General features: G+C 57.1%; 22 protein-coding genes. 6 read left to right on the top strand and 16 right to left on the bottom strand.

Annotation, left to right across the window (positions count from 1 at the left end):
- Nucleotides 1–54 precede the first annotated feature (54 nt).
- Complete coding sequence (locus ACR2R1_RS09345; RefSeq protein WP_434101558.1) at nt 55–654, top strand: helix-turn-helix domain-containing protein; 600 nt, start codon at nt 55–57, stop codon at nt 652–654.
- A 369-nt stretch (nt 655–1,023) separates the two neighbouring features.
- Nucleotides 1,024–1,839 (top strand): bacterial ammonia monooxygenase, subunit AmoC, encoded by an 816-nt coding sequence (gene amoC, locus ACR2R1_RS09340; protein WP_086134307.1) that lies wholly within the window; start codon nt 1,024–1,026, stop codon nt 1,837–1,839.
- Between the two features lie 123 nt (nt 1,840–1,962).
- Here the strand turns inward: amoC and ACR2R1_RS09335 are convergent, their stop codons facing one another.
- Nucleotides 1,963–2,475: an HXXEE domain-containing protein gene (locus ACR2R1_RS09335; RefSeq protein WP_434113792.1), complete on the bottom strand. Its 513-nt coding sequence runs from the start codon at nt 2,473–2,475 to the stop codon at nt 1,963–1,965.
- A 139-nt stretch (nt 2,476–2,614) separates the two neighbouring features.
- The gene (locus ACR2R1_RS09330) at nt 2,615–3,700 is read right to left on the bottom strand and encodes a hypothetical protein (RefSeq protein ID WP_434113790.1); all 1,086 of its coding nucleotides are present in this window, start codon (nt 3,698–3,700) and stop codon (nt 2,615–2,617) included.
- Between the two features lie 117 nt (nt 3,701–3,817).
- On the opposite strand from ACR2R1_RS09330, the gene ACR2R1_RS09325 reads away from it, so the two are divergent.
- A complete protein-coding gene (locus tag ACR2R1_RS09325) occupies nt 3,818–3,985 on the top strand; it encodes a hypothetical protein (RefSeq protein ID WP_434113787.1) in 168 nt (55 codons plus the stop codon).
- Nucleotides 3,986–4,181: 196 nt separating this feature from the next.
- Here ACR2R1_RS09325 and ACR2R1_RS09320 read toward each other — a convergent pair whose 3' ends face one another.
- From ACR2R1_RS09320 to ACR2R1_RS09310, 3 genes are all read right to left on the bottom strand, one after another.
- Nucleotides 4,182–4,646 (bottom strand): pyrimidine dimer DNA glycosylase/endonuclease V, encoded by a 465-nt coding sequence (locus tag ACR2R1_RS09320; RefSeq protein WP_434113784.1) that lies wholly within the window; start codon nt 4,644–4,646, stop codon nt 4,182–4,184.
- Between the two features lie 278 nt (nt 4,647–4,924).
- Nucleotides 4,925–6,406 (bottom strand): PQQ-binding-like beta-propeller repeat protein, encoded by a 1,482-nt coding sequence (locus ACR2R1_RS09315; RefSeq protein WP_434113781.1) that lies wholly within the window; start codon nt 6,404–6,406, stop codon nt 4,925–4,927.
- A gap of 192 nt (nt 6,407–6,598) precedes the next feature.
- Complete coding sequence (locus ACR2R1_RS09310) at nt 6,599–7,024, bottom strand: hypothetical protein (protein ID WP_205780704.1); 426 nt, start codon at nt 7,022–7,024, stop codon at nt 6,599–6,601.
- Between the two features lie 564 nt (nt 7,025–7,588).
- Between ACR2R1_RS09310 and ACR2R1_RS09305 the strand changes: the two genes are divergently transcribed.
- The 3 genes from ACR2R1_RS09305 to ACR2R1_RS09295 are packed head-to-tail and all read left to right on the top strand — an operon-like array spanning nt 7,589 to nt 9,827.
- Nucleotides 7,589–8,209, top strand: a complete 621-nt coding sequence (locus ACR2R1_RS09305) for a CDP-alcohol phosphatidyltransferase family protein (protein WP_434113778.1) — start codon at nt 7,589–7,591, stop codon at nt 8,207–8,209.
- Entirely contained in the window at nt 8,206–9,147 is a 942-nt protein-coding gene (locus ACR2R1_RS09300) for a phosphatidate cytidylyltransferase (RefSeq protein ID WP_156880707.1), read from the top strand. Before ACR2R1_RS09305 ends, ACR2R1_RS09300 begins: the two co-directional genes overlap by 4 nt.
- Before the next feature lie 2 nt (nt 9,148–9,149).
- A complete protein-coding gene (locus ACR2R1_RS09295; RefSeq protein ID WP_077729463.1) occupies nt 9,150–9,827 on the top strand; it encodes a lysophospholipid acyltransferase family protein in 678 nt (225 codons plus the stop codon).
- A gap of 439 nt (nt 9,828–10,266) precedes the next feature.
- Here the strand turns inward: ACR2R1_RS09295 and ACR2R1_RS09290 are convergent, their stop codons facing one another.
- From ACR2R1_RS09290 to ACR2R1_RS09240, 11 genes are all read right to left on the bottom strand, one after another.
- A complete protein-coding gene (locus ACR2R1_RS09290; RefSeq protein WP_434113774.1) occupies nt 10,267–11,097 on the bottom strand; it encodes a hypothetical protein in 831 nt (276 codons plus the stop codon).
- The gene (locus ACR2R1_RS09285; protein ID WP_086134316.1) at nt 11,091–12,191 is read right to left on the bottom strand and encodes a hypothetical protein; all 1,101 of its coding nucleotides are present in this window, start codon (nt 12,189–12,191) and stop codon (nt 11,091–11,093) included. The genes ACR2R1_RS09290 and ACR2R1_RS09285 overlap by 7 nt, the downstream gene beginning before the upstream one ends.
- A 910-nt stretch (nt 12,192–13,101) precedes the next feature.
- A complete protein-coding gene (locus ACR2R1_RS09280) occupies nt 13,102–13,518 on the bottom strand; it encodes a hypothetical protein (protein WP_434113771.1) in 417 nt (138 codons plus the stop codon).
- Nucleotides 13,515–13,994 carry a GNAT family N-acetyltransferase gene (locus tag ACR2R1_RS09275; protein ID WP_434113768.1) on the bottom strand — a complete coding sequence of 160 codons (480 nt, stop codon included), beginning with the start codon at nt 13,992–13,994 and terminating at the stop codon, nt 13,515–13,517. The genes ACR2R1_RS09280 and ACR2R1_RS09275 overlap by 4 nt, the downstream gene beginning before the upstream one ends.
- Nucleotides 13,995–14,054: 60 nt before the next feature.
- Nucleotides 14,055–14,645 carry a hypothetical protein gene (locus tag ACR2R1_RS09270; protein ID WP_133717456.1) on the bottom strand — a complete coding sequence of 197 codons (591 nt, stop codon included), beginning with the start codon at nt 14,643–14,645 and terminating at the stop codon, nt 14,055–14,057.
- Nucleotides 14,646–15,156: 511 nt separating this feature from the next.
- A complete protein-coding gene (locus ACR2R1_RS09265; RefSeq protein ID WP_434113766.1) occupies nt 15,157–15,582 on the bottom strand; it encodes a PaaI family thioesterase in 426 nt (141 codons plus the stop codon).
- A 146-nt stretch (nt 15,583–15,728) separates the two neighbouring features.
- Nucleotides 15,729–16,313 (bottom strand): YybH family protein, encoded by a 585-nt coding sequence (locus ACR2R1_RS09260; RefSeq protein WP_077728757.1) that lies wholly within the window; start codon nt 16,311–16,313, stop codon nt 15,729–15,731.
- Between the two features lie 115 nt (nt 16,314–16,428).
- Nucleotides 16,429–16,974, bottom strand: coding sequence for a PaaI family thioesterase (locus tag ACR2R1_RS09255; protein ID WP_434113763.1), 546 nt, complete (start codon nt 16,972–16,974; stop codon nt 16,429–16,431).
- A gap of 59 nt (nt 16,975–17,033) precedes the next feature.
- Nucleotides 17,034–17,498, bottom strand: coding sequence for a YybH family protein (locus ACR2R1_RS09250; RefSeq protein ID WP_434113760.1), 465 nt, complete (start codon nt 17,496–17,498; stop codon nt 17,034–17,036).
- A gap of 48 nt (nt 17,499–17,546) precedes the next feature.
- Nucleotides 17,547–17,918, bottom strand: coding sequence for a MarR family winged helix-turn-helix transcriptional regulator (locus tag ACR2R1_RS09245; RefSeq protein WP_168175345.1), 372 nt, complete (start codon nt 17,916–17,918; stop codon nt 17,547–17,549).
- A gap of 179 nt (nt 17,919–18,097) precedes the next feature.
- Nucleotides 18,098–18,715 carry a dihydrofolate reductase family protein gene (locus tag ACR2R1_RS09240; protein WP_077728761.1) on the bottom strand — a complete coding sequence of 206 codons (618 nt, stop codon included), beginning with the start codon at nt 18,713–18,715 and terminating at the stop codon, nt 18,098–18,100.
- Nucleotides 18,716–19,315: the final 600 nt, after the last annotated feature.

The raw sequence follows: 19,315 nt of genomic DNA, 5'->3' as shown, positions 1-19,315 counted from the left end.
CTCTGCATTCCGCAGGGCCTTAGCGAGCAAGAAGTGGAGTTGGTCAGCAGGATCGTGACAATCAATCGCACGCTCGGCAAAGGCGACTATCTCTATCACAGTGGGGAGTGGTTCCACCGCTTTCTGGCGCTGAAGTCCGGCACGGTCAAACTGGTTACCCTGGACGGCGCAGGCAACGAGTATGTCGTCGATTTCGTGATGCCAGGCGAACTGCTGGGCTTCGACGGACTCAGCGGAGAGCGTTATACCTGTTCCGCGATTGCTTTGGAAACGGTCAGCTACTGCGAGCTGCCGCCTCATCAGCTGGAACGGTTGGGACGGGAAATCCCCAAGCTTTCGCAGATATTGTTGCAGCTTTCCGGAAGTCAATTCCAACTGGGCATCCAGCGGGTCGTCCTCAGCCGCCGCCAGGCCGACGAACGTTTGGCGGCGTTCCTGGCGCATCTTTCCGAGCGCCATCGAAAGCGAGGATTCTCGCCAACGGAGTTTCGTCTCAGCATGACCCGGCAGGAAATCGGAAATTATCTCGGTCTGGCACCGGAAACCGTAAGCCGCCTAATGAGTCAATTCGAGGCGAGCGGGCTGATCCTGGTACAAGGCAAGATGGTGCGCATACTCGACATGGACGGCTTGCTGCGATTCTGCCCACAATGATTCCTAATTCCAAATTGCTTTCAATAAGGAATTAATTTTTGTAGGGTGGGTTAGGCCGCGAGGCCGTAACCCACCGAGCGGCCTCGAATCGGTGGGTTACGCTTCGCTAACCCACCCTACAATTAATGTTCACTCGAATGCCGAATGGAATAACCCCTCGGCAGACATTCCCGCTTTCCCCCGAAAAACTGATCTGGATCAGTTTAGAGCCGCTCAGCGGCTGATCTGAAACAAAATACCCGCCATCCCCTTTCTTTATGATCTTCGCCACGGTCAGACCTCTTCAAGGTCGCGCCGTTGCAATGATCAAGAGCTGTTCGCAGTTCGTTCGACAAGAACCAAAACATATTGATTTTAGGGGAGCACACGATGGCTACTAGCGATTTCGATATACAGCAAGAGGCAAAAGCGACTCCTGCCGTCGGCGCACGGGAGAGCGATGCGCCGCTGCTCAACAAGCGCAATCTTTTCGGCGGCGTTGCACTTTACATCGCCTTCTACGTCTGGGTGCGCTGGTATGAAGGCGTGTACGGTTGGGCGGCCGGTCTGGACTCGTTTTCACCGGAATTCGAGACGTACTGGATGAACTTTCTATACACCCAGATTGTGATCGAGGTCATTGTGGCGTCTCTTCTGTGGGGGTATATCTGGAAAACTCGCGACCGCAATCTCGCCGCCGTGACGCCACGCGAGAACCTCCGCAGGAATATGACCCATCTGGTTTGGTTGTGCCTCTACGCCACGGCAGTGTACTTCGGCGGAAGTTACTTCACCGAGCAGGATGCAACTTGGCATCAGACCGTGGTGAGGGATACCGATTTTACGCCCAGCCACATCATCGAATTCTATCTGTCCTATCCGATTTACATCATCACCGGATTCGCCTCGTTTCTCTACGCAAAAACCCGTTTGCCGTACTTCAGTGTGGGCATCTCTCTTCCCTACATTGTCTTCACCGTCGGCCCGTTCATGATTCTTCCGAATGTCGGTTTGAATGAATGGGGCCACACCTTCTGGTTCATGGAAGAATTGTTCGTGGCACCGCTGCATTACGGCTTCGTCGTATTCGGCTGGTTCGCACTGGCCATCTTCGGCGTGCTCTTGCAAATCATGGATTGCGCCAAACAGCTGATGGGTAGGGAAGTGTGCGATGCGATCGACGCCGGTGTGTTGAAACTTAGGTAAGATATCCTCCAAGCTCGCACTTTAGTGCATGAGCAAGGCGGTTTTGCAGAGGGGGTGCAAAACCGCCTTTTTTATTCCTTCTTACGTCATAACGCCTCTGGTATTTCTTTGGCTTCGTGCGGGTTATGGCAACGGCATTCCAATCCGCAGAAATGCCGGTCTGGCTTTTCGGCCAATGAAGAACAGTACCGGTATGCTCGCCAAAATGACTGCAACACTCGCTGGACCAAACCACGCGAATTTGTCGGTGCTGATAGATCCATCCTGCACTCCAACATACAGCAGCATGCTGCACACCGGCAGATTGAATAACAAAGCTGTTGCCGTGCCTGGCATGTATTGGCGCAACGCAATGGTTGCCAAGACATGCGGAAAGAAGACATTCAGCAGCATTGCCAGCGCGTAGCCGGCTATAGCGTAGGCTGCCATGGCTTGCGGGCCTTGTATCGAGGAGAGATATGCGACTCCATAGGCAAGAAGCGCAAGGACTGCCGCAGCGAATCTGAACTCAAACGCACTCACTGGAGCGCGCCACCGACCGCCGCGCATAGACCACTTCGGTAAAAGCAGCGCTTCTTCCGCATTGTGCAGAGTGACGGCAACTGCAAACAGCCAACCAAGCGTTGAGTAGGTCATGGAAAGCTAATGCCCCGGTTCACCACCGCAGCCACCGGAGGGGACGCCGGCGAATCGCGTAGAGTTGCTTCTTGCTTTCATGCATTAGCACTCGATCCTCAAGCAGGGCAAGGTGTCCGGGACCAATCCCAAGCAGCCGCTAATCGTTCATCAGTTCAAATAACCCTAAGGGCAAAGCGCATCCGTTCAACAGAACATCGACCCGGTGCGTCCCGGTGTAATGTTTGCGCGTCGTCATTTCGGCCAAGGAAATAGTCTTTCCCAGTTGTACGGTTTCCTGAGGCGCGAGCTCGATAGTTTTTAATTTGAAAACCTTTGGACTGGTTTTTCCGTTAGCCTTCACAAAATGGACGCGGAAATCCACCAACACACGCTGCCGTTGCGAATCGGTGTTTGTGATTTCAAAGGCGATCGCCACCGAGTCCCCAATCATGGGGCGTTCAGGGGTGATGCTCGCTTTGTTTACCGATACCTTTGCATTTTTGCCGAAACCCAGAACCTCAAGAACTCCCGGTTCGGCACGCTTCACGGCTGAACGTAGCGCATGATGGATGAGCCAGCGTCTTTCATCCGTCGCATCCTTCATCCACCGGTGTGCGGTTTCGACAAGTATTAACGGATGGTCTTTACCGATATCGTTCAGATTATTTGCTACGGAACGGCGCACATAAAGTTCCGGGTCGTCCTTTAGCAATTCAAGCAGTGCCAACACCGGTCGGGGGTCTTTCTGGAAAGACCGCAGCCGGGGCGCCCACGGCAAGCGGGGACGCGTTCCCTCGGATACGAGGCGACGAACATGGGGATTTTGGTCTTTCGCCCAAATCGTAAGGCGAGCAAGCGTTGCTTCCGGATACCGCTCCAAGAATGGCCGAATGCTGAACTCGGCAGAAAATCGTTGCGTCAGCTCGTATTGGGCGTGCATCGCAACCTCGAAGTGGTCGAGCCCGTATCCCGCAACAAAGCAAACGTGCGGAAGATACAGGAAGGGCGCCATTCCAAAGTTTTCGGTCTTTTCGAGTTTCGGACCGAGCGAATTAATCAGTATCTCGACGGCCTCCGAATAGTCGTCAGGCAAATGGCGGCGAAGCGCCTGTGCGATCTTCAATCCACGCGGCATCAGATCGAGAGCCTCGTATCCGTCAAGAGCGTCTCTGACGAAGGCGTCAGCAGAGAATCGATGAAATTTCGCAGATATCATCCCGGCAATTTTGCCGGGCACGTCCACTCCGAATTGATTCTTGAGCGGTTCAGCCAAGCGAAGACTCCTTGTATAAGAAACTGTTCGAATTCACCGGGTCGTTGTGAGTCGCGCGAAACGCCGCTTTGCGACGAGACCGGCGGGATGACGGCTTGGACGGCAACCTCATCGGTGATTCACCGCCAGTTTTACGCCGAACTCGACGAGCCGCACGCCGGCAAGCCGAGTCGCGGGTTCGGGATAAACTGGGTCAGGCTATTTTTGTTTGACCCCGCCTGGTTCCGTTTCAGTGAGCATAGCCACTTCGCCTAAAGAAATCTGTACCAAATTACAAACGTCTGATTCTTTCAGCGAAAAACCGCATTCCATCAATTACGCGATGGCGTCGACAGTCGGGCATTCCGTCGTTTCATGCGGCGCAATATCCGGGTACGCCACGTCCTACGCAAGCCGACCCTTGTTGTGACCTGTAAAGTGGTGAGGCGGGACGATGGTCCGAGGGCGGACCTCAAGAGCCGGCTGTACCCGGTTGTCGGGCGTCGCCGTGCCCTTTCTCCCATTCGGCGATGCCGCCAGGCACAGTGTAAAAAAGCGGGTGCGGTTCCGGAATGCGGACGCGGGTGATCCTAGCCAGCCATCCCGGATCGCGTGCTTCCAACTTACTCAGTAGATGCAGCCACTCGAATTCCAATTGTCCGCGGCTTACCGCGATACGGCCGTCTGCCTGCGAGCGACTGATCTTTGTCGCCGTAAACCGGTAGCCGCGGCTTGCCGCCTCCGCATAGACCCCCCTTAGGTACTCGGCAATGAATCCGACCGGGTCCGGCTGGGTGCGAAAACGATGAAGTTGCGGGTGATGAACGTAGCCCTTCGTCTTTCCTTCGAGTACGGCCTGGGCAAGCAGGCCCTCCCGCCACAATGTGACCAAACCGCATGGGTCGAGATATTTCGGATGCAGACTCCAGAGCCTCATAGCCGCTACTTTTTAACTGTTGTTCAACCAAAAACCGACACCGAGAACGACGCAAGAGTTCGCAGCTTCGAGGTGTATAAGTTGATGGCTAGTTGAGGCGTTTATTGTTTGACTTCGGCCGCTTCCGTTTCACAAAACGAATCACTTGGCACAATCCGAAGCCAATACGAAAGCCCGACCCGTTCACAGGCTGACTCGCCCGACACGGTGAGTTTCCGGGGATATTGGTGGTACGTTCATTACTTTATGCTTGGCGCCGCGCTCAGCAACAACGGCCGTCAGGGTCTCGCTGATGCCGGCGCGATCGGGGGACGTACCGTGCCCGGGCACAGGCTTCCGGGAGGACAACGCGACGGCGGCGCCGGAAAGCCATAGAGCGTGTCGCCCGCGAGCGCATAGACCCTTCCGTTGGCGGAGATCGCCGGCGACGAGAGGCCGCCGCCTTCCCAGAGGAACTCCTCCACCACTTGAAGGCTTGCCGCGTCGATGGTGTACAGCTTGTCCACGCCCGAGACGAAAATATGAGTGCGCGATGCCGCCGCGGGCGCGATCGATTCCGACGCGAGCGGGATGTGCGGATCAACGACGCCCACGTTCGGATAGGTGCTCACCAAGGTGACTCCGCCGGCTCGGTCCACCATGACGATCTTGCCGTCTCCGGTGATCGTCGGCGTCGTGCCGGTGTGGGGTACGACGACTTCCGTCCAATTGACCGGATGCGGCCCGGCGAATAGAACCCAGCCTTGCGAATCCGAATTGCCGCGCACGACCGAATGCCCGTCGCCGAGCATGACGGGCGAGGACATGCTGATTCCCCTTTCATCGTTGGTGATGTGCTTGCGGAAGTTCTCTTGGAAGCCGGCCTCTGGCGAGAAGGTGTAGCCGACGATGTTCTGATAATTGTCGGCAACGACCACGAACGGCTCGTTACCGATCGATGTGAACAGGGCCACGCTCGGCATTGGCGGATTGACTTCGGGCGGCAATTCGTTGGGCTCCGGTATCGGTACCGTTTCCTCGAGAAAACAAGGAGGAAGAAAGAAGAATATCCCACACAAAGTCTCGCCGACGCTCGCGCCGCCCGTTATGTCGCCGTAATCCACGGTGGTGACCGGCTGGTTGAACAGAACGCCGCCGCCGGTGGAAAACGCCACGATGCTGATCACGTGGCCGTTGTAGCTACGGTGAAGGACCGGCACGAGGATGACTTCGGTCGCACCGGAGCGCCAGATGTTGGGCGCCGCGCTCGTCACACCCGTTCCGAATTGAGCCGGCGTGAGGGTGCCTTCCGGAAAGGGGGCCGCCCAAAGCATGGCGGCGGTGGAAGTGAATCGATACAGGGTCAACTCGTTACGGGTGACTACCTGGCCGCCGCGATGATCGCGCACGGTCCTCGCGCCGATCACATAGATCGAGCCATCGGCGCCGATGACCGGCGAGGCCACGATTTCATGGCCTGGCGTGTCGCGCGTCCATTTCAACGTACCGTCCGGTGCGAACGCTTTCAGCAGACCGGCCCGATTGCCGAGATAAACCGTACCGTCCGCGGCGATGACGGGGCCGGCGCCTATTGCAAACGAGCCGAGATCGGCGACACGCACCAGGTCGTTTGCGGCGGGTGCCGTATCCACATTGACGAATCCCCTGTTGGCGGCATCGCCGTGCGCATGGTCCCAGGTTGCCGTCGCGCCCGACACTGCCGAGAGCAAGAACGCGGCAAGGATGATGTTTCGAACCGAACAGAGTTGCCTGTGCAGCATGGCTTATTTCCGCTCGTCCGGATTCTCTAAAGGGTCAGTGGACGGATCAGACGTTTACCGTTCATTTCGGCGGCTTCCGTTTCACTCGGCATCGTCGTTTCGCGCGAAGAGATCTAGACCTATAGCAAAAGTCTGCCCCCAAAAAAGAAGGACCGCGATGGCCAAACCTACGGGCCCCTTTGCTTCCGCAAATCAATAAGCCCACCAGTATCCCGGTCCCCACAGTTCCCAATTCATGGCGGCATCCTCGTTCATTTCGGCGGCCATTCTTTGATCTTCGGCGATTCTCTGTTGCGTTGCCAATCGCTGGTAGCGCTGGTAAGCCTCCTCCGGCCCCCAGTAAACGCACCGGCACGTCGTGGCATCGGCGTAGACGTAATACACCGTGCCGTCCTTCTCGTGCGGCACCAGCTTGTGCTGGGTCAGGCTCTTAACATGGGCGAGCTTGTCCGGGGTGTCGGCGGGTTTTACCTTGAACCCTGCCGCGGCCAGCAATTGCTCGGTGTCCCTCGCCCGGTCGGCCTCCATCGTTGCACAAGACGAACAAAGCCCACCCAGCATCGCAAAGGCCAAAACCCCGGAGAAAATGCGCGGGTTGAAAATACGCTGCGTGTCCATGTTTGAATCACTCCTTTGATCGAAACCTGTCAGCCATTCCTTGTGTGACACCTCTCCACCGGGAATATATCCACAGATATCTACAAATAAGCCCGACCGTTTCCCGCCGTACCCATTTGCCAATTCGGCAATACTGCCGGGTGCCGGGTAACACAAAGCGGGTATGGCTCCGGGGTGCGAACGCCGATGATCCCAGTCATCTCGGATCGCGCGTTTCCAACCGACTGATGAGATGCCGCCATTCGAATTCCAATTGTCCGCGGCTTACCGCAATATGGCCGTTTGCTTGCGAAAGCGCTGAAGTTGTGGGTGATCAATAGCCATGTCTTTCCTTCAAGTATGACCTAGGTACGCAGACCCTCTGGTCGTAAAACAATTAGGCCGTATGGGTCGTGATATTTCGCAATAGGTGGGACATTCGTTTTACTGGCAAACTATGCCGGGTTTCCTAGGCGTTGATTTGAGGTGCATCGAACAGCTTGAGAACCGTCTTGCGCGAGGCGGACCAGCTATGCCCAGAAAAATGAACTCCGAAGCTTCAAAAAAAAGAATAAGGACAACATCATGCCCAGCATTTACCAACTCAAACCCCTGTTCCAGCAAAGCCTGAGCGGCATCGTTCGAAAACTGGCGGCTATCGGTGTTACGGCCAATCAGATCACGGTATTGGCGGCGGCGCTTTCCGTCGCTCTGGGCGCGGCGCTGGCGTGGTTTCCGCAGAGCGCGTCATTGTGGCTGAGCTTGCCGGTCTTTTTGTTCGTGCGCATGGCGCTCAATGCCATCGACGGCATGCTGGCGCGGCAGTACGACCAGCAAAGCGCGCTGGGCGGGCTGCTCAACGAAGCGGGAGATTTGGTCTCCGATGCCGCGCTGTATCTGGCGTTCGCGATTTTGCCAGGCGTCCATGCCTGGCTGGCGGTGGCCGTGGTCTTGCTGGCCTGGCTGACCGAGTTCGTCGGCGTGTGCGCCGTGACGGTCGGCGCCTCGCGCCGCTATGACGGTCCCATGGGCAAGAGCGACCGGGCGTTCGTGTTCGGCGCTTGCGGGTTGGTCATCGGGTTGGGGTGGCCTGCCGGATCCTGGCTCAATGTCGTGCTGATGATCATCGCCCTATTGTCGCTGGCTACCGTGTTGAATCGCGCTCGCGCGCTCCTAAAAGAGGTTCAGTGGGAGGCGCAGTCATGAATTTGACGCACCTGCCCGATGTGTTGCTGTATGCGCTGGCCGGCATCTTCCTGCTGCTCGCCATCGCTTCGATAATCACTTTCCTGCTCCCGAAGCGGTATCCGAACAAGGACTACACCGAGCTGCGGCTGCGTGTACGCACCTGGTGGCTGATCGTCGCCGTGTTCTGCCTGGTGGTGGTGTCCAGTCCGTCGATGGCGGTAGTGGTGCTGGGGCTGGTGAGCTTTCTCGCCTTCAAGGAATACCTTTCGCTGATCCCGACGCGCCGTGCCGATTATCGCGTTCTGTTCTGGGCCTATCTCGCCATCCCGGTTCAGTACTACTGGGTGCACATGGCTTGGTACGGCATGTTCATCATCTTCATTCCGGTATACATGTTCCTGTTCCTGCCGTTGCGCATGGTGCTGGCCGGCGATACACAGGGGTTTCTGCGATCGGCCGGCATCATCAGCTGGGGTTTGATGACCACCGTGTTCTGTCTCTCGCACATGGCTTATCCGCTGGTGTTGCCGCAGCCGGTGGGCGCGCATTACAACGGCGCGACGCTGCTGCTGTTTCTGGTGGTGCTGACGCAACTCAACGATGTCGCGCAGTATCTCTGGGGAAAGAGCCTGGGCAGGCGCAGGATCGTCCCGAACGTCAGTCCCAACAAGACCTGGGCGGGTTTCCTCGGAGGCGTTGCGACCACGACGCTGCTGGCCTGGCTGATCGCACCCTGGCTGACGCCGCTGACGGAGATTGAGTCGTTGTTGGCGGGGCTTTTGATCGGGATTTGCGGTTTCGTCGGCGACGTGGTCATCTCGGCGCTGAAGCGCGACATCGGCGTCAAGGACAGCGGCAGTTTGCTGCCCGGTCACGGCGGCATCCTCGATCGGTTGGACAGCCTCACCTACACCGCTCCGTTATTCTTCCATTTCATCCGTTATCTGCACTACTGATCATGCAGCGCCTGCTCCGCCTGTTATTCGTCCTCTTGGTGGCGCGTCCCGTCACCCTGTTCGTGCTCGGCCTCAATATCCGCAATCGGGAACGGCTGCCGGTGCGCGGGCCGGCGATCGTTGCCGCCAATCACAACAGCCACCTGGATACCCTGGTGCTGTTATCGCTGTTTCCGTTGCGCGATATTCACCGGGTACGTCCCGCCGCAGCGGCCGACTACTTTCTCAGCAAACCCTGGCTCGCATGGTTTTCGCGCAATTTCATCGGCATCGTGCCGGTCACGCGGGGCGGCGGGAACCGCCATCACGATCCCTTGAGCGAATGCCACGAGATACTGGCCCAGGACGGTGTACTCATCATCTTCCCCGAAGGCACCCGGGGCGAGCCGGAAACCATGCAAAAACTGAAGTCCGGCATCGCCCATCTCGCCATGCACTGCCCGCAAGCGACGGTCGTTCCCGTGTTCACGCACGGACTGGGGCGAGCCATGCCCAAGGGCGAGTGCCTGCTGGTGCCGTTTTTCTGCGATATGTTCGTGGGCGAACCGATGCGCTGGACCGGCGACCGGCGCAGCTTCATGGAACTATTGGAGTCGCGGTTCAGGTCCTTGCAATCCCAACTGAATCCGGTAAATCACCTGTACGAAGGCGCCACCAATGCCCCCGAGTCGCACCAATGAGCGCCGCTTTACAGCCACGGCGGAGAATTCCGGCATTTTTGACAGGCTGAGTCCCCATCGCCGGTTCTCGGTCATGCAGCCGTGCCGGCGCTTAGAGCGTTTTCTTCTCGTTCGTACGACAAAACAGGCTCGGCGGAAGTGGTTGGCGCCTTCGGCTGGGGTGAATTGATTCAAGCCTTCGTAGGTCGGCAATCCTTTGCCGACGAAGACGCTCGGCCGGGACGTGGCGTCGGGAAGGGGGGCTTCGGCGCTCCAATCGCAAACGGTCATCCCAGGAGCGCTGGGATGACCGTTTGCGATTGGAATGGATTCCCGACCGACTCGCGAGTGCCCGTATAGCCGACGTAGCCCGGATGAAGCTTGCGGAATCCGGGATGATCGGCGCTTCTACCTCCCCGGATTTCACTGCATTTCATCCAGGCTGCTCGCTGTATGGGACTCATTCCCGCACGACATGCCATCCCGATTCGCCGGGCCGGAATTTCAGTTGACCGTGCTTGAGCGGAATCACGGCGCTGCCGCTCTCGACCACCGGCAAATCGGTGGGCAGTTGTTCGAGGTCGGGCGAGAACCATTTCCAGCCGCTCCCGCGCGGCAGCTCGGTGCCGAACTCCAGCGGGTTCTGCAGCCAGACCAGGTCGGGCAAGCGCTGCTGCTCCGGCAGGCTCATATACCACCGTATCCAGCGGCTGTCGCGCGAATATCCCTGCTGCACGTATTCCTCCTGCCATGCGGGCAGTTCCGGCGCGGATTGCATGACGATGACCGTCGGTTCGATCGAGACGATGAAGAAGCGATAGGGCGCCACGCGCTGGGAATAGGTCACGATGGTGTTGCCGTAATCGTCCTGGTGGTGCACGTCGCCGGGCTGCAGCTGTTCATAGACGCTATAGGTTTCGAAGGTGCCCGCTGCGGGCCAGGCATTCATCGCGCGGTGTTTCTCTAGGAAGGCAAAGGCCTTGTTTGCCGTGTCGAGCGGGTACTCCTTGCGCCACGAGTTGGAGCCCCACGCGGGGACGCGGGTGATCCCGTTGTTCCAGTCCCAGGATTTGAGCGAATAGTAGCGTGCCTTGCGGCCGGGCGCCGCCCATGGCAGGTCTGAGTTCGTGGCGATTTCCTTGGCGAAAAAACTATTGAGCACGGCAACATCGATCCAGGGCAGGGCGGCCAGGAAAACCCCGAGCGCGAGCAGTGCGCCGAGTACCAAAAGTATGATCGTGACGATTTTCATGGGCGCTGCGCCCGCATCCGGCGTGTCATAAGTCAGCAATCGTAGCCCCCTTCCTGTTTCACGGTCACTCCGGGAAAGCCGGCGAGCATTTGCGCGGCGTCGCGGATGGCGCGCGAGCCGTGTCGCCCGTAAACGGACCAGACTCCGAGCTGCAGCATCGCATAGCCGGGCCCTTTGGCCGGCTGCAGGTCGACCCAGGTGGCCTGCACCGGTTGCCCGAGCTCGAACATCACGCTGTCCCGCAAAGTCGAGGCGCACCAGATGCCGTTCGACTCGCTGCTCCAGAGTGCGAAGCTGTGCGGGTTGAGCTTGGCGGCGATATTGGCAGGGGTATCCAGAAGTGTGGGTTGGTACAGGCTGATACGCGCCTGGCGTGCGGCCAGCGCCTGAGGTGTGGCGTCTCCCGTCAGCCAGTACGCGTTCTGCGGCCAATCCAGCACGAAGGTCCGCAACTGCGACGGCCGTTCGGCCATGGCCGTCAGCCGGGCGACGCGAGCACGCCATTCCTCGATATAGGGTTGCGCGGCCAACTGCTCGTTCCAGCTCAACCACAAGGTGCCGGCGGATTGGCCGCCGTCGACTTTACGCAACCCGCCGTAGATCGAGAGACCGACGCTGGTCTCGGGGCGTACCCAGCGGGCATAGAACGGCACGCAGTCGGCCGGATCGGCATAGGACGGGATTTCGGAACGGCTCACCTGGTCCGGTGGTCCCAAGCGTTCGGACAGGGGCGCGGCCCAGATTTCGGGCTCGGGCGTTCCGGTCCCTGCGGGCGCCAGCTCGAAATCGACGCTCGTCACCGGGCGATCCGTCGCGGGTGCCTCCAGGTGGACGTTCACCGCCGCAAAGCCGTAAGCGCTCGCGCAGAGCAGCCTGACTTCTTCCGCCCTGTGGCAACCGTGCCCCGGCTGAATGCCGAGCTGCCGGCACGCTTCCTCGAGCGTCGCGCCCCAGGGAACGAACTGATCGCCGATCCCAAAGCCCTTCTGCAGATTCAGCATGTGGATTCCCCCTCCCGTAACGAAAACGATGCGGCGAGTATAGTCAACGGGGCGGGTGTCGGCGTAGCGTGCGCCCCGGCCGTAGTGCGGAATAGGGTATTCCCGCATTCCGCCGATGGAGCCGCTTCCCATGCGGCGGAATACGCGGGTGCGCTGGCATTCTACATGAGCTGAATTTTGAGTGAGGGGATTTCTACGTCCTTGAGGAAGCTCTGAACAAGTGGATTCCGTTCATGTCCCTTCGACAGGCTCAGGACAGGCCTGTCGAAGGGCTTAATCAGAGCTTCCTTAACATGGTAGTCCAGCCGACATTTGGAGCGCGGCGCAAAACGGTCGGCTGGAATGACAAACTAGGCCCCGTGCTCCCGATGTGCCACCGTACCCGATTGGTAAGCCGCTCAACGGCGCCCCTCGCATTTGACCTCTTCCTTGAACTCCTCACGGCTGGCTTCAAGCTTAACCTTTCGGGGGCACCAGCATTGCTAAGAACTTGCGCAAATGGAACACCGCGGAATTCGCGTCCGTGCTGACGGGTTTGTTAGGACTCCCGTTTCGCTTCCCCCCCATGGGTACAGCTTCGGGATATACAGTGTCAGCGCCGTTGCGATGACAACAGCAACGACGGTGCCGACAATAAACAGCGTCCAGCTCATTGGCCGGATAGCGCCAAGCGCGACTATCAAGAATAGGATGGGCAGATCAAGAAAATGTGTGAAAGTGGGAATCCCTTCGCCCCGGGCCTTCTCGAGCTCCGGCGTAATCGCGCCCGCCTGCAGGGCCTCTCTGGTGATGCGCCGCAGGCGCATGAGGTAAAAGCGGGTGACCGTATTGCCCTAGACAAACTCGAAGGCGAAGAGCACAACCATTCCGAGCAACCAGGGAACTTGCACGAAATTCCAACCGCCATAGAACTCGATCATCATCCAGAAGCCAGCAGAAGAAGGGCTCCCGGTACAACCAGTCCATCGTAGAACACTATGGCCAACGCCTGTGCTCAGCCGCTGGCAAACCGCACATCGGTTTACCAGTTGGTTGGAGCGGATTATTGGGGGCGATGGACCTCAATGAACCACTTTGGCTTGATTCGCCAAAAGTCCGTGCGGACATGGCTTGCAAGCGCCTTATTGGAGTCCAGCACAACGGGACCATGAGGCCCGCGCCAGAAAACGGCCCAATGCCAGAAAGGCCGACCCTGCTCCAAATGCCATCTGGTGGAGAGAAGGGCAAGTGTAGGTAAAGACTCCCAAGACTGAAACAGCGACTCATCGGGCGAAGCATCAAGCCCGAACTGCCGCAGAAGCGTGCGAACATGATGCGTTTCTGACCAGAGGCGCCGATCCTCCGCGAAAATGCCGAGACTATTCGCCACAGCCTTCGCCTGTTTGTAAGTGACTCCAACGAGTGCAGCGACGCTCGCGATGCCGCAGCCCGTTATCTCCTCCTGAATGATCGGTTTCATAGCAAAACCTTCAGTTTGCGCCCGCCGGTTATGGAAAAGCCCTCGCGTTCATAGAACGCCAGAGTTCTATCAAATTGTGGCAGGGGAGGAGTTGTTACCTCCAATCGAGTCCAGCCACGTGACGAGCCGAACCCTTTGGCCTGAGATACAAGGCGAAGACCCAATTCATCCGAGCGGTACTCCGGCCGAACGTAAAGTTCGGGAATGGTGCCAAATGCTCCCTCCGCGTAGAGGGCGTAGCTTTCATAAAGGGAAATGAACCCTGCTGGCCTTCCATTTTCGTTGCGAGCGACAAAGACGAAATATTTCTCTTGATTAATGAAGTCCGTCAGCCTAGATGCTGTTTCGGCAAAGTTGAAGTTGAACGCCTGAATTCCGATGGCGTTCGTGATTTCAGCCAGCAATTCGCCAACCATTTCGGCGATTTCCACTGCATCCTTGGCAGTGGCTCTTTGGATGGTGATCTCTGAGCTCATTTCATGACACCCAACGTTCGCCATAACCGGCGTGGTTAGGCGGTTTATCGTTTTGTGCTTTCATGTTGCTAATGCTCGTCTTCGAACTGTGACCATTGCCATTAATGACATACATGCCGCAGCTATAGCTGCGGGAAACAGAACCGTCGTGACCGAGTAACTTTCAAGAGCCAAAATTACGAGGACATTACGGGCCGCGAACAAGGCGAAAAATAGCAATGACTCTGAATGCGGGGAACTATATGCCTTCCTCACCGTTGGTCCAAACCCCAGAATATCTACGGTGGTAAGAATGACGACAGCCCACAGTGGGTCTGATGTAAAGTACCAAAGCGGTAACGAAGACAGCGCCGAAACGAAAAATACCCAATCGGTTCTTGTGATCGTAATGTCCGTGCGCTTCACGTAAGCCAAGACCGCGACAAAAATGGTGATGCTTCCCGAAACCCCGATGGGCCAAGCACCAATTCCACCTTTTCCTTCAAGTTGGGCAAGAAAAACAACGAAGGTTGTCGCGCCCCAAATGACCCAGGAAAAAACATGGGGTCGGGTTGCGCCGCTAACGATTGCGCGGATATAGGGAACAAAGGCCGCAAAAGTGAGAGCAATTGCAACGGCGCTCAAAATTTCTTTATACGGTTGGGTCCCCATGCTTTTATTCGCCTAACGATGCTATGGAAAAAACCGGTTTTCGAACATTTTTGCGTCTGTAACTTGTTGATTGGTTGTGGACTGAATTTTCGAGTAGGGCGTTTTTCTACATTCTCAACGTGAAGCTTGAGGTGCGCGGAAACAGGCGGCAAAGCCGGCTGTCGGAGTGCCTCTCTCGAAGTGAAAGTTAGGGTTATAACTGGCCACAAACTGGACCGTATTCATCCTCATCCTCCATTATGCAGCCAAGCCAAAGACGAAGCGCCTCTGCACGTCTTCCGGTCTGATTCTTCTTACACCAGTTGACTGCGCGGTTTGTCCATTCTGTAGGAGCCATTGTAAGCGCCCCCTGTATTTCACAACTCTTGAGCCAAGCCCGCTGTACGGCCACTATTGCCAGCGCAAAAACGACATGTGCCAATCTCGGTGACATACCTGCCCCCAGTGACCAAGCTCAGCCGCGGCCTTACCGGAGCGAAGCGGAATCAAGGCCGTCGACCGAGGCGACCCGTTATGTCTTCCCCTGCGGGGGGCCTTGCACGAACCAATCAAACATTCCGACCGATGTGACGACACCATCAGAGTCTCTGACCTCTACATCGACGGTGATGGACGACCGCCGTTTCTTTTCAAACTGCTCTTTGAATTTTGAAACGGCCTCTTCGGATACGGCTGGGAACGCGAAAATAGCACTGCTTGCCGGCCTTTTGAATTTGACATGGGATTCTCGCAGGACCGGCACAACCTTCCCCGCAAGCTCGGGAAACAGTCGTTGCAGTGCTTCGCCACTGGCTGTCTCGGCAAGCGCGAACTGTGCGCTCGCATGTATCGTGTTCAAGTGGTTTTGCGTTGACGTGCTGAAGGGCAGTGTAAGCGTTCCTTCTTCCGTTCGGCATATCCCGACCTTCTCTATAAAGGGAATTGCAGTAACATCCATGCGTCTTTCCTTTTAAGGTTAAGGCGGGGGGCGCGCCCCTCTTGTCGGAGGGGGGCAATCGACGACGCTCGTGAGGTCCGGAGACTTTGTCCCGACCGCAGGCGAGCGGCCTTACCACGGCGTTCTTCCATCTCGGATTCCCGAATTCACCGCACGGCGTTCTGGTAAGCCGCGAGCATGTTTGGGTCCTCGATTGAGCCGTGATGGTGAAACTGCAGCCACCGTCCTTTCACTCTGCGGAAAATCCGTGTCGTACGGATCGCCAAGTCCAGCCTCGCACCATCAACCTCGATCCAGCCTCGCTCTCGGCCCACTACGTAGAACAGATCGCCTGCCTCGTGCAGCGTATAGTCGTAGAACTCGAAATGGTACTGCGAGCGGAACCTGAAGAGACGCTCGTAAACCGAGCGAATCTCCGGCCAGCCCCGTTTGACGCCGCCCAGGGGGTTGTCCATGACCGCTTCCGCAGACTGATCCCAGTTTTGGGCCATCAAGTTCAAGTCGCGGTTGTTGATGGCTCGATAGAACTGGGCGAGAACTTGGCGAGGCTGGCCTAAATCACCTAAATCCTCCTGACCGGTAACCGGCGCCTGGGTGGGCTCAATGCGGCCCAAGGGGGCATCTGCCTGTCGTGTCCTTGCCGCCGAGGCATTCGGCGGCAAGGACTTCGCCGATGCCACGGCAGCTATCGAACCTAATGCCGCGAGAACGATCACAAACGTACGAATCATTCAATGTGTCTCCTAAATTTCACGAGGGACTCCTCCGTTGCTTTTGTCGCCGGCTGAGGTTTGACATGATAGGCGACCGGGGTTACAGACCGGGGGAGGTCCATTAATGGAAGGCTTAGGTGCCCGGTTTGTCATAGAGAACCATTTGCGTGCAGCGGAAAAGTGCAATGATCTTGCCTGTCTCTCGGTGAATGACGATTGCATCCCAGAGCTGGGTTGTCTTGCCGAGGTGAACCGCCTTCGCGATACATTCGATCATGCCTTCGCGGGCGGTTCCGACATGATTGGACTTGAGTTCGATCGTCGTGAACCCTATGGCTCCTTCAGGGAGATTGGCGACGCAACCATAGCCTGCCGAGGTATCGGCGAGCGCGACGACGCTTCCTGCATGAAGAAAACCATTCGGTGCCATGAGCGACGCCTTTACCTGGAGTTCAGACCGTACTTCCGCTGGTCCCACATGAGTGACGACGATGCCAAGATAGCCTGGCAAGTTTTGCGCGCCGAGCTTGTTGAACTGATCCGGGGTAAGCATTGGGCACCTAAGGATGGTGTAGAAGAAACCAGTTTTCGAGCATTTTTGCGTCTGTAACTTGCTGATTGTTTGTGGGCTGAGTTTTCGAGTAGGGCGTTTTTCTGCATTCTCCAGGTTTGGATTCACCGGCACTGCGCGGTGTTATCGCGCAGCATCCGGCGGAATCATGGGTTGGGCTTCTTGTTCTATTTTCCTAGAACGGCCGACTGGTACTCGGCCAATAATGCAGGATCGTCGATAGATCCATGGTGGTGTATCTGGTGCCATTTTCCGCAATCCATTCGGTAAAACCGACTGGTACGGATGGCAAGGTCAACTTGCTTCCCATTAGCGCGGAAATATCCTCTTTCTCGACCGACAGCGCAGAACATGATTCCGGCGTGGTGAATCGTATAGTCGTAGAACTCGACATACACCTCGGCAGGGCCTGCGAAAATTCTTGAATATGCTTCTTCTATCGCTTCCCACCCTCTACGCACTCCGCCAAGGGGATTGGACATTGATGCCTCGTCGGAATTTGCCCAGTTGGTGCTCATGAGTTCCAAGTCTCGGGTATTAAACGCACGGTAAAACTCCTCAAGAGCATTAAGTGGCTTGCCATCGTTTTCCGTAGATTCGAATCCGGTAATCGGATTAGTTGTAAGGTTCATCCCGTATCTCCATTAATGGTTGTATGAGCAACTTTATGGGCAAAAAAATCACGACAACAATCGAGCGGTTTTGCGAAGTTGTGCCACGAGGGCTTTCATTTCAGCTTCGCCCAAATTACCGCACATCCTCCTATATAAAGCATCGCATGTTGCCTCCAGCGCTTCCTTCATGCTCTTGGCCTTGTCGGTAGGAAACACTCGCTGTTCGCGATTGTCTTCAGCCCCAAGTTTTGATCTTTGGACCAACCCCTTTTCCTGTAACGAATCAACAAAACGGGTGATAGTAGATTTCTCGAGCTTTAGCTCACTAGCGATCGCCTTATGGGATATTCCAGGTGACGCCAGCACGAGTCTGAGCAAATAGGCATGCGCAGGCGACAAGCCAAGTTCCTTGAAAGCCTCGTCCCAAATGCGATTCACTGCTCTTGCTAGAGCATTGACATTGAAATACAGACATCTCTCAAACACTGTCGTAGTGTAGAGTATTGTGGTTGTATGTACAACCTTGCGCCCTGCGCATGGCGCCGCGGTTCAGGCACGCCCGAGCGCCCTGCACATAGCGTTGCCTGGAACCGCTTGTTAGGCGTCACTGGCTTTTCCTACTCAACTTCTTCGAACGCCCCTGTGCGCACCTCGCCGCTGCGCACGTAGCGGGTGATCAGCACACCGCCAGGGGTGCTGGTCGAGTGCGCCAGGGTGAAGGCCGACACCTGTGCATCATCGTCGAACAAGCGCTTGCCGCGCCCAAGTACGACGGGATAAATCAGAAGCCGAAGCTCGTCCACCAACCCGGCTGCAAGCAGTTGGCGCACCATATCGCCGCTTCCCCACGTCAATAGGTTCACGCCATCCTGGTGTTTAAGCGCGCGAATCGCGTCGACAAGATCGTCCTCCAGCGCATGACTGTACTGCCAGTCAAGCGTATCGGGTCGGTGCGTGGCCACGTGCTTAGGTACGCTGTTGAACAGGTCAGCGATGGCGTGGCCGGCCCGTACACGCGGCCAATACGCCGCCCATATGTCGTAGGTACGACGCCCCAGCAACAGCTCGAACGGCTGCGCGAACAGGTCCTGCACAGCTTGGCCGGTGGCCTCGTCGGCGTAGGGCACTATCCAGCCACCGAGACTGAATCCCCCGCTGGGATCTTCTTCAGGCCCACCGGGGGCTTGAATAATGCCATCTAGACTGATGTGTTCGGCAACGATCAGCTTGCGCATACTCTTCTCCAAGTTCGTCCTCGTGAAAGTTCTCGTACAGGGAATGCCTACAATCACTGCGACCAATCAGCTTCATTCCCTAACGGATAGTCGAACGAGACTCTGCGAAATCGACGGTGCGATGCCTGGATGACGGCTAACGTTTCGAGTAACCGGCGCCAGGAAGCGGAGCGCAGCGTAGCTTTCTGGCGTCCGAGTTGACGCGATTGTGTACGCCCGACATGGGCATGAACTGATGGGGTGAGAGTCCCCTGTAGGAGTACCTGTAATGCCCATTCTTTGGGCCAATGTAACTACTAGCCGACGGCAAGGGCAACTCCGCGAGGAGTGGTCTGAAGGAAGCCCGAGCGCAAAGGTGCGAGCCGACGAACAGAAACCGCATAGAAGGCTCAGTCTCCGGGTGAGTCAGCACATGATGACGAAACCCGCCGGGTACGGGAGATAGGGTAAATGCGGCGGTTGTGCGCTGAAAGCTCATGTTCTTATTCGGGGAGATCTGTCCGGCGAGCGGCTGGGATAGGTTATGGGAGTCGGACTGAGGTCCAGGGCGAAAGCCTTGGAATAGCCACCGGACCCTACGACCTGTCTTTGGCAGCGCGT

Source organism: Methylocaldum sp. GT1TLB, from assembly GCF_051027445.1.
In the GTDB taxonomy this organism is placed as follows: domain Bacteria; phylum Pseudomonadota; class Gammaproteobacteria; order Methylococcales; family Methylococcaceae; genus Methylocaldum.
The sequence above is the reverse complement of the archived record's forward strand: the minus strand, read 5'-3'. Positions and strand labels throughout refer to the sequence as shown.

Excerpts from the sequence above, each read along its gene's own strand:
- amoC (WP_086134307.1), top strand. The coding sequence starts at position 1,024 with ATGGCTACTAGCGATTTCGATATACAGCAAGAGGCAAAAGCGACTCCT.
- ACR2R1_RS09335 (WP_434113792.1), bottom strand. The coding sequence starts at position 2,475 with ATGACCTACTCAACGCTTGGTTGGCTGTTTGCAGTTGCCGTCACTCTG.
- ACR2R1_RS09325 (WP_434113787.1), top strand. The coding sequence starts at position 3,818 with ATGACGGCTTGGACGGCAACCTCATCGGTGATTCACCGCCAGTTTTAC.
- ACR2R1_RS09320 (WP_434113784.1), bottom strand. The coding sequence starts at position 4,646 with ATGAGGCTCTGGAGTCTGCATCCGAAATATCTCGACCCATGCGGTTTG.
- ACR2R1_RS09315 (WP_434113781.1), bottom strand. The coding sequence starts at position 6,406 with ATGCTGCACAGGCAACTCTGTTCGGTTCGAAACATCATCCTTGCCGCG.
- ACR2R1_RS09310 (WP_205780704.1), bottom strand. The coding sequence starts at position 7,024 with ATGGACACGCAGCGTATTTTCAACCCGCGCATTTTCTCCGGGGTTTTG.
- ACR2R1_RS09305 (WP_434113778.1), top strand. The coding sequence starts at position 7,589 with ATGCCCAGCATTTACCAACTCAAACCCCTGTTCCAGCAAAGCCTGAGC.
- ACR2R1_RS09300 (WP_156880707.1), top strand. The coding sequence starts at position 8,206 with ATGAATTTGACGCACCTGCCCGATGTGTTGCTGTATGCGCTGGCCGGC.
- ACR2R1_RS09295 (WP_077729463.1), top strand. The coding sequence starts at position 9,150 with ATGCAGCGCCTGCTCCGCCTGTTATTCGTCCTCTTGGTGGCGCGTCCC.
- ACR2R1_RS09285 (WP_086134316.1), bottom strand. The coding sequence starts at position 12,191 with ATGGGAAGCGGCTCCATCGGCGGAATGCGGGAATACCCTATTCCGCAC.
- ACR2R1_RS09280 (WP_434113771.1), bottom strand. The coding sequence starts at position 13,518 with ATGAAACCGATCATTCAGGAGGAGATAACGGGCTGCGGCATCGCGAGC.
- ACR2R1_RS09275 (WP_434113768.1), bottom strand. The coding sequence starts at position 13,994 with ATGAGCTCAGAGATCACCATCCAAAGAGCCACTGCCAAGGATGCAGTG.
- ACR2R1_RS09270 (WP_133717456.1), bottom strand. The coding sequence starts at position 14,645 with ATGGGGACCCAACCGTATAAAGAAATTTTGAGCGCCGTTGCAATTGCT.
- ACR2R1_RS09265 (WP_434113766.1), bottom strand. The coding sequence starts at position 15,582 with ATGGATGTTACTGCAATTCCCTTTATAGAGAAGGTCGGGATATGCCGA.
- ACR2R1_RS09260 (WP_077728757.1), bottom strand. The coding sequence starts at position 16,313 with ATGATTCGTACGTTTGTGATCGTTCTCGCGGCATTAGGTTCGATAGCT.
- ACR2R1_RS09250 (WP_434113760.1), bottom strand. The coding sequence starts at position 17,498 with ATGAACCTTACAACTAATCCGATTACCGGATTCGAATCTACGGAAAAC.
- ACR2R1_RS09240 (WP_077728761.1), bottom strand. The coding sequence starts at position 18,715 with ATGCGCAAGCTGATCGTTGCCGAACACATCAGTCTAGATGGCATTATT.